10 protein-coding genes and 1 pseudogene are annotated in these 12,820 nt (G+C 71.1%); 6 read left to right on the forward strand and 5 right to left on the reverse strand.

Annotation, left to right across the window (positions count from 1 at the left end; all coding sequences use genetic code 11):
* Positions 1-79 precede the first annotated feature (79 nt).
* The gene (gene helR, locus ORI94_RS27980; protein WP_266080752.1) at positions 80-2,257 is read right to left on the reverse strand and encodes an RNA polymerase recycling motor ATPase HelR; all 2,178 of its coding nucleotides are present in this window, start codon (positions 2,255-2,257) and stop codon (positions 80-82) included.
* A 356-nt stretch (positions 2,258-2,613) separates the two neighbouring features.
* Here helR and ORI94_RS27985 point away from each other — a divergent pair, with 356 nt between their 5' ends.
* Positions 2,614-3,213 carry a DNA-processing protein DprA gene (locus ORI94_RS27985; protein WP_266080961.1) on the forward strand — a complete coding sequence of 200 codons (600 nt, stop codon included), beginning with the start codon at positions 2,614-2,616 and terminating at the stop codon, positions 3,211-3,213.
* 16 nt (positions 3,214-3,229) lie between these two features.
* On the opposite strand, the gene ORI94_RS27990 is transcribed toward ORI94_RS27985, so the two are convergent.
* On the reverse strand, positions 3,230-3,631 hold the full coding sequence (locus tag ORI94_RS27990) for a MerR family transcriptional regulator (protein ID WP_266080754.1): 402 nt from the start codon (positions 3,629-3,631) through the stop codon (positions 3,230-3,232).
* A 122-nt stretch (positions 3,632-3,753) separates the two neighbouring features.
* On the opposite strand from ORI94_RS27990, the pseudogene ORI94_RS27995 reads away from it, so the two are divergent.
* Both ORI94_RS27995 and hemB read left to right on the forward strand, forming a co-directional pair.
* Positions 3,754-4,446, forward strand: a pseudogene (locus ORI94_RS27995) (SDR family oxidoreductase); the annotation flags it as partial.
* Positions 4,447-4,862: 416 nt separating this feature from the next.
* Positions 4,863-5,855 carry a porphobilinogen synthase gene (hemB, locus tag ORI94_RS28000; RefSeq protein ID WP_266080756.1) on the forward strand — a complete coding sequence of 331 codons (993 nt, stop codon included), beginning with the start codon at positions 4,863-4,865 and terminating at the stop codon, positions 5,853-5,855.
* Between the two features lie 73 nt (positions 5,856-5,928).
* Here hemB and ORI94_RS28005 read toward each other — a convergent pair whose 3' ends face one another.
* The gene (locus tag ORI94_RS28005; RefSeq protein WP_030190387.1) at positions 5,929-6,120 is read right to left on the reverse strand and encodes a hypothetical protein; all 192 of its coding nucleotides are present in this window, start codon (positions 6,118-6,120) and stop codon (positions 5,929-5,931) included.
* Between the two features lie 188 nt (positions 6,121-6,308).
* Between ORI94_RS28005 and ORI94_RS28010 the strand changes: the two genes are divergently transcribed.
* Positions 6,309-7,448 (forward strand): glutathione-independent formaldehyde dehydrogenase, encoded by a 1,140-nt coding sequence (locus tag ORI94_RS28010; RefSeq protein WP_266080764.1) that lies wholly within the window; start codon positions 6,309-6,311, stop codon positions 7,446-7,448.
* Between the two features lie 32 nt (positions 7,449-7,480).
* On the opposite strand, the gene ORI94_RS28015 is transcribed toward ORI94_RS28010, so the two are convergent.
* Positions 7,481-7,894, reverse strand: coding sequence for a DUF2690 domain-containing protein (locus ORI94_RS28015; RefSeq protein WP_266080766.1), 414 nt, complete (start codon positions 7,892-7,894; stop codon positions 7,481-7,483).
* Positions 7,895-8,493: 599 nt separating this feature from the next.
* Here ORI94_RS28015 and ORI94_RS28020 point away from each other — a divergent pair.
* The gene (locus ORI94_RS28020; protein WP_266080768.1) at positions 8,494-8,949 is read left to right on the forward strand and encodes a peptidoglycan-binding domain-containing protein; all 456 of its coding nucleotides are present in this window, start codon (positions 8,494-8,496) and stop codon (positions 8,947-8,949) included.
* A gap of 78 nt (positions 8,950-9,027) precedes the next feature.
* On the opposite strand, the gene argS is transcribed toward ORI94_RS28020, so the two are convergent.
* Positions 9,028-10,803, reverse strand: coding sequence for an arginine--tRNA ligase (argS, locus tag ORI94_RS28025; protein WP_266080962.1), 1,776 nt, complete (start codon positions 10,801-10,803; stop codon positions 9,028-9,030).
* 152 nt (positions 10,804-10,955) lie between these two features.
* Here argS and lysS point away from each other — a divergent pair, with 152 nt between their 5' ends.
* Positions 10,956-12,698 (forward strand): lysine--tRNA ligase, encoded by a 1,743-nt coding sequence (lysS, locus tag ORI94_RS28030; RefSeq protein ID WP_266080770.1) that lies wholly within the window; start codon positions 10,956-10,958, stop codon positions 12,696-12,698.
* The last annotated feature ends 122 nt before the right edge of the window (positions 12,699-12,820 follow it).

The following is a 12,820-nucleotide window of genomic DNA, read 5'->3' on the forward strand; positions in this document are numbered from 1 at the left end:
CTGGGACACGCGGGCTTCGCGACCGCGTAGGAGGACCGGGTACTCGGATGCTCGGAGCGTGCGGGAACCGGTCGCGACGTCAGGTGAGGACGACCAGTTGCCGGGTCGCCCGGGTCATCGCCACGTAGCGGTCGACGGCTCCCTCGACGCCCGTGCCGAAGGCGTCCGGGTCGACGAGGACGACCAGGTCGAATTCGAGGCCCTTGGCGAGTTCCGGGGTCAGGGAGCGGATGCGGGGCGTGTCCCGGAACGTGGGGTCGCCGATGACGCAGGCGATTCCGTTGCCGTCCTCGTGGGCGGCCAGCCAGGTGTCGAGGACCGAGTCGAGGTCGGAGACCGGGCCGTGGACGACGGGGAGGCCGCCCGCGCGGATGGAGGCCGGGACGTTGGCGTCCGGGAGGGCGGCGCGGATGACCGGCTCGGCTTCCGCCATCACCTCCTGCGGCGTGCGGTAGTTGATGTTCAGGGAGGCGACGTCGATCCGGTCGAGGCCGATGCGCCGGAGCCGTTCCTGCCACGACTCCGTGAAGCCGTGTCTGGCCTGGGCGCGGTCCCCGACGATGGTGAAGCTCCGGGACGGGCAGCGCAGGAGCAGCATCTGCCACTGGGCGTCGGTGAGTTCCTGGGCCTCGTCCACGACGACGTGCGCGAACGGGCCCGCGAGCGCGTCCGGTTCGGGGGTGGGCAGGGCGCTCTCGTCGATCAGGCTGTCCCGCAGGTCCTGGCCGTGCAGCATGGTCACCGCACCCTCGCCGTCGTCGTCGGAGGCGATGACGTTGTCGATGACGCCGGCCATGCGCTCGCGCTGGGCGGCGATCGAGGCGTCGTGGCGGCGCTTGCGCAGGGACGACTTCGGGTCGCCGAGCCGCTGCCGGGCCGCGTCGAGGAGCGGCAGGTCGGACACCGTCCATGCCTGGGCCTCCGCGCCCTCGCGCCGCAGGCGCCCGACCTCGTCGGGGCCGAGCCAGGGGGCGCACATGCGCAGGTACGCGGGGGCCGACCACAGGTCGGAGACGACGTCGGTGGGTTCGAGGAGCGGCCAGGCGTTGTTGAGGGCGGTGACCAGGTCGTGGTTGCCGCGCAGGGCCCGCTGGAAGAGGCGGTCCGGCGGGGCCTCGCCGCCGTGCTTGTCCCTGAGGACCGTGACCAGCTCGTCCCAGATGTGCTCGCGCGCCTCGTTGTGCGGGGTGCCGGGCTCCGGGGCCCGGAAGGCCTCCGCCCAGTCGTCGGCGGTCAGCGCGACGGTCGACCAGGGGGTGGTCACCGCCATCCCCTGGGCGGGCGGGTCCTCGTAGAACCGTACGGCCGTCTCGATCGCCCTCACCATGTCCGCGGACGCCTTCAGGCGGGCCACCTCCGGGTCGCTCTCGACGGCTGCCGTGGGCCCCTCGGGGACGAGGTCGCGCAGCGTGCAGGTCTGCACGCCCTCCTCGCCGAGGCTGGGCAGGACGTCGGAGACGTACGCCAGGTAGGGCTGGTGCGGGCCGACGAACAGCACCCCGCCCCGGCGGTGGCCGAGGCGGGGGTCGGAGTAGAGCAGGTACGCGGAGCGGTGCAGGGCGACGACGGTCTTGCCCGTGCCCGGGCCGCCGTCGACGACCAGGGCGCCGCGCGAGCCCGCGCGGATGATGGCGTCCTGGTCGGCCTGGATGGTGCCGAGCACGTCCCGCATCCGGTCCGACCGGTCGCCGCCCAGACTGGCGACGAAGGCGGAGTGGTCGTCGAGCGCGGCGGCGTGCCCCTCGAGGCCGTCGGCGGTGAACACCTCGTCCCAGTAGTCGCTGATCCGGCCGCCGGTCCAGCGGTACCTGCGGCGGCTCGCCAGCCCCATCGGGTCGGCGTGCGTCGCCGCGAAGAACGGCTCGGCGGCGGGGGAGCGCCAGTCGAGCAGCAGGCGGCGGCCCGTGCTGTCGGTGAGGCCGAGCCGTCCGATGTACACCGGCTCGGGGTCGTCGGCGCTCACGATGTGCCCCAGGCACAGGTCCAGACCGAAACGGCGCAGGGCGCGCAGGCGGGCGGTCAGCCGGTGCACCTCCAGGTCCCGGTCCATCGCCTCCCGGCCGACGCCGCCGGGCGCCCTGAGGGTGGCGGCGCGGCGGTCGGACAGCTCGGCGATCGCCTCCTCGAGGCTCTCCGCGATGGCCGCGAAGTGCGCCTGGTCGCCGGCGATCAGCTTCGGGTCGGCCTTGGCCGCAAGACGCCCGGGGAGGTCGAACACGCTGGTGGGGTTGATGGGTGGGTGGTTAGTCGGCTTCACGAGGAGCGATTCTGCGCCATGGCGGGGGCCTTGCCGCAAGCCCCCCGGTGCGCTATACGTTGAGAGTGGTGAGGAGTGGGTGCGCTTCCTCGCCTTTCTCTTTTCCCGTGCTCTTCGCGGTGATCGCCCGATGCTCCGGGTGGCCTCCTGTACGCACGGGTACGGGCCAGGACGTGGACCGAGCCGCTCCCGTCGCGCTGCTGCGGCGCGGTGACCGGTCCTGGGCCGAGCCGGCGGACCGGGCCGAGACGGTCGGCAGCGCGCGCGGGGTTCGCGGGGTTCTCGACCACCCGCTCGACGCCTCGGGTCGGGGCGCTCTCCTCGGCACCGGTCCCGCGGCGGATCCGGACGCCGTCGTGGCGGAGACCGCCGACCGGGAGCGCGAGGGCACGAGGTCCGTGACCGTCCTCGACGAGGGCCCTCCCCTGTTTCTGAGGCCGGCCCACCGGCGTCCCCCTTTCCTGTTCCCGCGCGGGACGCCGGTCGAGGACGATCTGCGTGTTGCCTGCGTCGGTCCCCGCACGCCGACGCCGGAGGGCGCCGCACCTGCCCGCGCCATCGCGGGTGGCCCGGCCGAGCGCCGGGTCACGAGGGGCAGTGGCCTGGCAGCCGGGACCGGCACCGCTGCTCACGTCGCGGCGCTCCTCGTCGGAGGCCCGGACGAAGTCTTCCGCCACCTCGGCCCTCTCGCCACCGCCACGGGCGGGCCGACCTGGGCTTTGAGCCCCTGGCAAAGGGAGACGGCGGACGCGCCCCTGCCAGGGCGAGGATCTCTCGGTACCCGCCGTCGAGTCGAAGGGCCGGCTGCGGACGGCATCGTTCCGCGAGAGCTCATCGCTCTTGCCGAGGTCTGCGACGGCGCAGCGCAGACGGCAGACCGGCGCATTTGCCGGGAAACGGTGCCGAGGCTGCCCTGTGGCCACTCCGCGGTTGCCCTGCGGAGTGATCACTTGTGATCAACTGCTGAAGCCGTCAGGTTGCGGCGGCTTCTCGCACGGCTGCCTGGTCGAGCGAGGCCGGGCAGGGTTCGGTATCCGGATGCGTGGCGAGTTCGATCAGTACGTCGAGTCTGCGGCCCGCGGCCTGCAGTTCGGCGGTCTTCTCCCTGATGCGGGCGCGTTCGTCGAGCAAGCGGTCCAGCAGTTCGGGGCCCACGGAGCGGGCGTCGATGGCGGGCAGGAGAGTGGCGAGCAGGTGGCTGTTGAGGCCGGCGGTGTAAAGCTGCTGGATGAGCTTCACCCGGTCCACGGCCGACTCCGGGTAGAAGCGCTGGCCGCTGGTGGTGCGGTGAGGGCTCAGGAGGCGCTGCTCCTCGTAGTAGCGCAGGGCGCGCGTACTGACTCCGGCTCTTTCGGCCAGTTCACCGATACGCATGGCCCCTCCTTCCGCCCCTGTTGCCGCCCGGTACGACTTGCCCTTCACGTTGACGTCAAGTTCTAGCGTAGGCGACCCGGGGCGGGAGCGAACCGTACGCCCGCCCGTCGAAAGGAATGATCGTGGACGTTGCCGGTGCCACCGCGCTCGTGACCGGAGCCAACCGAGGGATCGGCCGGCGCTTCGTCGACCAACTGCTGGAGCGGGGAGCTGAAAAGGTCTACGCGACGGCCCGCCGCCCGGAGTCGATCGGCACGTCCGGCCCGCGGGTTGTGCCGCTGTACCTGGATCTGCTGGACGAGAAGTCGATCTCGGAGGCAGCCGCGGCGGCGCGGGACGTCACGTTGCTGGTCAACAACGCCGGCATCACGACCGGCGCCGATCTCCTGACCGACGACCTGGACATGATCCGGCAGGACCTGGAGACGCACCTCTTCGGCACCCTCCGGGTCATTCGTGCCTTCGCCCCGGCCCTGGCCTCCAACGGTGGGGGCGCGATCGTGAACGTCCTCTCCGTGCTGTCGTGGATCGCCACCCCCCAGGGTTCGGGGTCCTACGCCGTGGCCAAAGCCGCGGAATGGAACATGACCAACGGCGTGCGCCTCGAGCTCGCGGGTCAGAAGACCCTCGTCCAGGGTGTGCATCTGGGAGCTGCTGACACCGACATGATGGCGGGACGTGACGTACCCAAGGTCGACCCGACGGACGTCGCACGAGCCAGCCTCGACGGCGTGCAGACGGGGGCCGTCGAGGTGCTGGTCGACGACCCCAGCCGCTTCGTCAAGGCCGCTCTCTCGGGCGACCCCGCGCAGTTCTACAGCCCGCCGTCCGGGAACCGACCCCTCCCGGCACGGCTGGAGCACCGCCGGCGCCCGTACCCGGCGGCCGTCGCCGACGACAGGGGAGCGCCGGTCGCGCCGGTGAGCGGGCGGACGGTCCGGTCGGCAGGGGCCCGCCGGCTCCCTGATGGAGACGGCGAGGGGGGCGGCCGGCCGCGAGACGACGATCTCTCCGAAATGCCGGAGTCGTAGGCAACCGGGAGGACGTTCTTCCCGGCCGCTTCCCCGGCCGATGGGATCCAGCGGGCTGACCGGCTCCGTCGTGTCGACGGAAGCACCGACGGGACCTCCCGCCCGGGCTCTCGCCCCCCGCCGAGGGCGGTGGAGCCCGTGGCGGCGGGCCGACTCGGCGTCGGCAAAGGCAGGGGGCGGGCGGGCGTAGCGTGGGAGGCATGACGACGTACGGATCTTTTCCCGGCACCAGGCCCCGGCGTCTGCGGACCACCCCCGCCATGCGCCGGATGGTCGCCGAGACCCGGCTGCACCCCGCCGACCTCATCCTGCCCGCCTTCGTGCGCGAGGGGATCGGTGAGCCGGTGCCGATCGAGGCGATGCCGGGCGTGGTGCAGCACACCCGGGACACCTTGAAGAAGGCGGCCGCGGAGGCCGTGGCGGCCGGGATCTCCGGGATCATGATCTTCGGCGTGCCCGAGGAGTCCAAGAAGGACGCCCTCGGCACCCCCGGCACCGATCCGGACGGGATTCTCCAGGTCGCCCTGCGGGACGTGCGGGCCGAGGTCGGGGACGACCTGCTCGTCATGTCCGACCTGTGCCTCGACGAGACGACGGACCACGGGCACTGCGGAGTCCTGGACGACCGGGGCCGCGTCGACAACGACGCCACCCTCGAGCGGTACGCCGAGATGGCGCAGGTCCAGGCCGACGCGGGTGCCCACGTCGTCGGGCCCAGCGGGATGATGGACGGGCAGATCGGCGTCGTCCGTGACGCCCTCGACCAGATCGGCCGCGAGGACGTCGCGATCCTCGCCTACACCGCCAAGTACGCCTCCGCCTTCTACGGCCCCTTCCGCGAGGCCGTCGGTTCCTCGCTCAAGGGCGACCGCAAGACGTACCAGCAGGACCCGGCCAACGCCCGTGAGTCCCTGCGGGAGCTGGCCCTCGACCTCGCCGAGGGCGCCGACATGGTGATGGTCAAGCCGGCCGGCCCCTACCTCGACATCCTCGCCAAGGTCGCCGACGCCGTGGACGTGCCCGTCGCCGCGTACCAGATCTCCGGTGAGTACGCGATGATCGAGGCCGCCGCCGAGAAGGGCTGGATCGACCGCGACCGGGCCGTCCTCGAGTCGCTCACCGGCATCAAGCGGGCCGGTGCGCGGAACATCCTCACCTACTGGGCGGTCGAGGTGGCCCGTACCCTGCACTGACTCCGCCAACGCTTCAGCAGCCCGGGGCCGTCCCGCCCCCGCCCCGCCCGGCGAGGGCGACCGGCCGGTGATGTCAGCGGTCGGCGATGTCCTCGCGGAGGCCGTCGGAGAACTCCCACCACGACAGCGGGAGCCAGTCGCCGTTGACGAAGGCGTCGACGGTCGCGCCCCGGCCGCGGACGGTCACGGTCGTCCCCGGCGGGTAGGTGGTGCCGGACAGGCCCGGCACGGGGACCAGCAGGGTCCCCAGTCGTTGTGCTGACACTTCTCGCTCACCCTCATGATGTGCCGATGCGGCACGGAGCATTCCACCGCGCTGCACCGAACTGCGTTCACGGTGAGATTACCGACTTGCCTGATGCTGTGGACCGAAGAACCATGAGGAATAGGTCACGCCGAGAAATCGGGGCGGACGCGTGATCGGACGTGCATTGTCGAACGAAGGGCGCGATCATGAAAGCCGTCGTTTACAAAGGGCCGTTCAGCGTCGAGGTCGAGGATGTGGAGAAGCCCGGCATCCAGCATCCGAACGACGTGCTCGTACGGGTCACCTCCACCGCGATATGCGGCTCCGACCTGCACATGTACGAGGGCCGGACCGGTGCCGAGCCCGGCATCGTCTTCGGTCACGAGAACATGGGGATCGTCGAGGAAGTCGGCCAGGGCGTCACCGCGATCGAGGAGGGCGACCGCGTGGTCATGCCCTTCAACGTCGCCTGCGGGTTCTGCACCAACTGCGCCGCGGGATTCACCGGATACTGCACGACCGTCAATCCCGGCTTCGCCGGCGGCGCCTACGGCTATGTCTCCATGGGGCCCTGGCAGGGCGGCCAGGCCGAATACCTGCGCGTTCCCTACGCCGACTTCAACTGCCTGAAACTGCCTCAGGGAAAGGAATACGAGAGCGATTTCATCCTGCTCGCCGACATCTTCCCCACCGGCTACCACGGCTGTGAGCTCGCCCAGGTCAGCCCCGGGGAGAGCGTCGCGGTGTACGGGGCGGGCCCGGTCGGGCTCATGGCCGCCTACTCGGCTCTGCTGCGCGGCGCGAAGAAGGTGTTCGTCGTGGACCGGGTCGCCGAGCGGCTGCAGAAGGCCGAGGAGATCGGCGCGGTGCCGGTCGACTTCTCCGAGGGCGACCCGGTCGAGCAGATCAAGGAGCAGACCGGGGGCGTCGGCACGGACAAGGGCGTGGACGCCGTCGGTTACCAGGCGACGGCGACGACACCGGGGGACACGCACGAGGAACCGGCGACCGTGCTCAACGCGCTCGTCGGCACGGTCAGGCCGACCGGAGCGCTCGGCGTGCCCGGACTCTACGTCCCGGCCGACCCGGGAGCACCGGACGAGCAGGCCAAGCAGGGCATGCTCCTCGTCGCGATCGGCAAGCTCTTCGAGAAGGGCCTGCGGGTGGGGACGGGCCAGTGCAACGTGAAGCGCTACAACCGGCAACTGCGCGACATGATCATCGAGGGCAGGGCGAAGCCCAGCTTCGTCGTCTCCCACGAACTGGGCCTGGACCAGGCGTCGTCGGCCTACGACAAGTTCGACAAGCGGATCGAGGGCTACACGAAGGTCGTGCTGCACCCCTGACCGTCCGGGCCTGCGGCCCTTCGGGAGCGTGATCAGCGGACCGTGGCCTCGAAGCACTCCCGTCCCGGGGCCGTCGCGGAGCGGAAGCAGGCTCGTACGACGGTGCCCGGGCGGGTTCTCGTCATGGGCGTGTAGACGTACGCCTTCGCGTCCAGGGTGTCCGTGACCTCGGCGGAGCGGGTCGGGCCGGCCGCGGTCAGCTCGACGCGGTCGCCCACCCGGGTGCCCCAGACACGGCCCCAGCTCGTCCCGCACTCGGAGCTGTACCGCACCTGCAGGTGGGCGCCGGAGGCGGTGCGGTGCTCGATGAGGGTGTCCGGGGGGAAGCCGCAGAGCATGTTCACCGGATCCCTGCCCTCGCAGGCGGCCCCCCGGCAGCGGGGCGGGGGCGGGGCGGTCCCGCCCCGGTCGCTGCCTTTGGCGGTCATCGCCGGCACGGCCGCCATGACGGACACGGATGCGTGAGGGCCCTCTGCGGGGCTCCGGTCCGCCGGCCGGACGAGGGGCGGTCGGCCCGGTGGGTTCCGTTCGGCTCCTCACCGTTGAGCGGGGTGAGTGCCTTCACGGCCTCCCTCGCCGACGGCGATCTGCCGCCGAGGGAGCGCTCCCGCGATGAGGCACTGCATCCGGTCTCCGCCGCGAGCCGACGTGGAACCAGCTTGCTGTGGTCTTCGGGCGACGTAGTCGCACCACCACGTTGCGCCCACTCGGGTCGAGTTCAGTGGGCATCCCCTTCCAGCACGTCATGCTTCCCCCACACGCGTGTGCTCGGTTCCTGTCCTCCCGGAGCATCGGGCAACAGCATCCGCGGTGTTACCGGATCGACGGTTTTTGCACCCGTGCCGCTGCGGCCGTCACCCGTCCCGTCCCGTCCCCCGGCGCCGTCCCGGCGGGACGTGTCATGGCAGCTCAGGGAGTGGGACGTCCCGGGACGACGTCACTTCTGCGGCAACCGTGGTCAGAGCCTTCGCCGGCCCGACAGTCTCATTGTCGGGCCGGCCGGTGGGGTCGGCCCGACCGCCGCAAGCAGATGGAGGGGAACAGTATGCGAGCTCTCACGAAGGCACTCGTCAGTGCCACCGCCGCCGTCGGGATCGCCGCCGGAGGCCTGGCCACCGCGGGCACGGCCATGGCGGCACCCGAGCCGGTCCAGCAGCAGACGGCAAGCGTCGAGGCCGTCGCTCCGCTCGCGGTGAACAACCTCGGACTGAGCACCGCCCGGGCTCAGCGCTGGCAGTGCTGGCTGCGCGACACGGGTTACAACCCCGGCACGATCGACGGGCAGTTGGGCACCTCCAGCTGGAAGGCGGCGCAGCGGAAGTTCAACGCCTTGGGCCTCAACGCCGGTACCGTCGACGGAATCGTCGGCACCAACACGATCAAGGCACTGCAGCGCTACCTGAACCGTTACGACAACGCCAACCTCGTCGTCGACGGGGACGCCGGACCGGCGACCAGGGCCGCGTTCTGGGACTTCAACGACATCAACTACTGCTCCTGAGCCGAACGCCGCGGCCCGTCCTCCCTCCGGGGGAGAGGACGGGCCGCGTGCCTGCGCGTGCCGACGGAGGCGAAGGCGTCAGAGCCGCCCGGGCGTCCGGATGCCCAGCAGGGCCATGCCCCGGTGCAGCGTGCGGGCCGTGACGTCGCACAGGAACAGGCGGTTGGCCACCTGGTCCGGCGACCCGGCCTTCAGCACCGGGCACTTGTCGTAGAACGACGTGTACAGGGACGCCAGCTGGTACAGGTACGCGGCCAGCTTGTGCGGGGCGTACTCGCGGGCCGCGTCCGCCACCGTCTCCGCGAACGCGTCCACGTGCAGGCCCAGCGCCCGCTCGGCCTCGTGCAGCGCCAACTCCGGGTGCGCCGACGGGCGTACGCCCTCGGGAGCCTTGCGCAGGATCGACTGGATACGGGCGTAGGCGTACTGGAGGTACACCGACGTGTCGCCGTTCAGCGAGACCATCTGGTCGAGGTCGAACTTGTAGTCCCGGTTCGCCGACGTCGACAGGTCCGCGTACTTCACCGCGCCGACGCCCACCTGGGTGCCCCGCTCGGCGATCTCCTCCTCGGACAGGTCCTGTGCCTTCTCCCGGACCACCGCGGAAGCGCGGTCGACCGCCTCGTCCAGCAGGTCGACCAGCTTCACCGACTCGCCCTCACGGGTCTTGAACGGCTTGCCGTCCTTGCCGAGGATCGTGCCGAACGCCAGCTGGAGCGCCTTCACGTCGTCGCCGAGCCAGCCGGCCCGGCGCGCGGTCTCGAAGACCATCCTGAAGTGCAGCGCCTGCCGGGCGTCCACCACGTACAGCAGGGTGTCGGCCTTCAGGTGGAAGACACGGTCGCGGATCGCGGACAGGTCGGTCGCCGCGTAGCCGTAGCCGCCGTCCGACTTCTGCACGATCAGCGGGACCTGCTTGCCGTCCGGGCCCAGGACGTCCTCGAAGAACACGCACAGCGCGCCCTCGGAGCGGACCGCGACGCCCGACTCCTCCAGCAGGCGGCAGGTCTCGGCGAGCATGTCGTTGTAGCCGGACTCGCCGACGATGTCCGCGTCCTGGATCTCCATGTCCAGCTTGTCGAAGACGGAGAAGAAGTAGATCTTCGACTCGTCGACGAACTTCTGCCAGATGGCGAGCGTCCGCGGATCGCCCGCCTGGAGGTCGACCACCCGGCGCCGGGAGCGCGTCTTGAACTCCTCGTCGGAGTCGAACAGCTTCCGCGCGGTCTTGTAGAGGCGGTCCAGGTTGGACATCGCCTCCTGACCGGAGGCCTGGAGGCTCTCGGCGTCCTTGTGGTCCAACTCGTGCGGGTGCTCGTCCAGGTACTGGATGAGCATGCCGAACTGGGTTCCCCAGTCGCCGATGTGGTGGCGGCGCACCACGTTCTCCCCGGTGAACTCGAGGAGCCGGACGACGGAGTCGCCGATCACGGCGGACCGCAGGTGGCCGACGTGCATCTCCTTCGCCACGTTCGGCTGGGCGTAGTCGATCACCGTGGTGCCGGGGTCCGAGGCCACCGGCACGCCGAGGCGCCCGGGGTCCGCGTACCGCGCGGCGAGGTTCGCGGTGATCGCCCGGTCCGCGATCGTGAGGTTGAGGAAGCCGGGTCCGGAGACCTCGACGTCCTTGATCAGCTCGTCACCGGTGACGACGTGCGCGACGACCTCGGCGGCCAGCTCCCGCGGGTTCGCCTTCGCCTTCTTGGCCAGCGCCAGGATGCCGTTGGCCTGGTAGTCCGCCCGGTCGCTTCGGCGCAGCAGCGGGTCCGCGCCGGCGGCCTCGGGCCGGACGGCCGAGAGCGCGGACGCGAGATGCTGCTGGACGGAGTCGCTGAGGGACGTGACCGAGGCCATGGAGTGGCTGCCGTTCTGCTCGGGTTGTGGGAGTACTACGGAAACCGAGTATCCCACGCGGTGAAAAGCGGTTTTCGCGGATGCGGTCCGGGCTGGGAGAATGGAGAGGTCAGCCGTGCGACCGTACCGGCTGCCCGAGCAGAAAGAAGGACGTGCCGATCGTGGCTCAGAGCACCGAGACCACCGACTGGGTCTCCCGTTTCGCGGACGAGGTCATCGAGGAGTCGGAGCGTCGGGCCCCGGGCAAACCTGTGGTCGTCGCGTCCGGACTGTCCCCGTCGGGCCCCATCCACCTGGGCAACCTCCGCGAGGTCATGACCCCGCACCTGGTCGCCGACGAGATCCGCCGCCGCGGCCACCGGGTCCGGCACCTGATCTCCTGGGACGACTACGACCGGTACCGCAAGGTCCCGGCCGGTGTCGAGGGCGTCGACGAGACGTGGGCCGAGCACATCGGCAAGCCGCTCACCTCGGTCCCGGCCCCCAAGGGCTCCCCGTACCCGAGCTGGGCCGAGCACTTCAAGGCGGCCATGGTCGACTCGCTCGCCGAGCTGGGCGTGGAGTTCGACGGCATCAGCCAGACGGAGCAGTACACCTCCGGTGCCTACCGCGAGCAGATCCTGCACGCCCTCCGGCACCGCGGGGACATCGACGCGATCCTCGACCAGTACCGCACCAGGAAGGCCCCGGCGAAGAAGCAGCAGCAGAAGGCGGTCGACGAGGCGGAGCTGGAGGCGGCGGAGGGCTCCGGCGCCGCCGCCGAGGACGACGGCTCCACCGGCTCCGCCGGCTACTTCCCGTACAAGCCGTACTGCGGCAACTGCGAGAAGGACCTCACCACCGTCACCGTCTACGACGACGACAGCACCGAGCTGACCTACGCCTGCACGGCCTGCGGCTTCGGTGAGACGGTCCGGCTGAGCGAGTTCAACCGCGGCAAGCTGGTCTGGAAGGTCGACTGGCCGATGCGCTGGGCGTACGAGGGCGTGATCTTCGAGCCGAGCGGGGTCGACCACTCCTCGCCCGGGTCGTCGTTCCAGGTCGGCGGGCAGATCGTCGGCATCTTCGGCGGCAAGCAGCCGATCGGTCCCATGTACGCCTTCGTCGGCATCAGCGGCATGGCCAAGATGTCGTCCTCGCGCGGTGGCGTGCCCACGCCCGCCGACGCGCTGAAGATCATGGAACCCCAGCTGCTGCGCTGGCTGTACGCCCGCCGCCGCCCCAACCAGTCCTTCAAGGTCGCCTTCGACCAGGAGATCCAGCGCCTCTACGACGAGTGGGACCGGCTCGACGCCAAGGTCGCCGAGGGCACCGCCCTGCCCGCCGACATCGCCGCGCACTCCCGCGCGGTGGGCACGGCGAGCGGCGCGCTGCCCACGACGCCCCGGCCGCTGCCGTACCGCACCCTCGCCTCCGTCGCCGACATCACCGGCGGGCACCCGGACCAGGCACTGCGCATCCTCAGCGACCTCGACCCCGCCCACCCGCTCGCCTCGCTCGACGAGGCCCGGCCCCGCTACGACAAGGCCGAGGCGTGGATCACCCTCCACGTCCCGGCCGACCAGCGCACCATCGTGCGCACGGAGCCGGACGAGACGCTGCTGAAGTCCCTCGACGAGCAGGGCCGCCAGTCCCTGCGGCTGCTGCTCGACGGACTCGCCGACCACTGGTCCCTGGACGGGCTCACCCACCACGTCTACGGCGTCCCCAAGGTCCAGGCCGGTTTCCCCGCCGACGCCACGCCCAAGGAGCTGCCGGCGGAGATCAAGACCGCGCAGCGGTCGTTCTTCGCGCTGCTCTACCACCTGCTGGTCGGGCGGGACACGGGTCCGCGTCTGCCCACCCTGCTGCTCGCGGTGGGGCAGGAGCGGGTGCGGCGGCTGCTCGGGGAGTAGGACGCGGGAGAGGTCCGACGGCGGTGGGGGCGCCCGGCGGTCAGTTCCGCGGTGTGGCGGTTCGTGAAGCGGCTGACCATGCGTTTGGTCTCCTCCGGGGGGAGGGTCCGGCTGAACTGGGC

It is taken from the genome of Streptomyces sp. NEAU-W12 (assembly GCF_026242095.1).
In the GTDB taxonomy this organism is placed as follows: Bacteria; Actinomycetota; Actinomycetes; order Streptomycetales; family Streptomycetaceae; genus Streptomyces.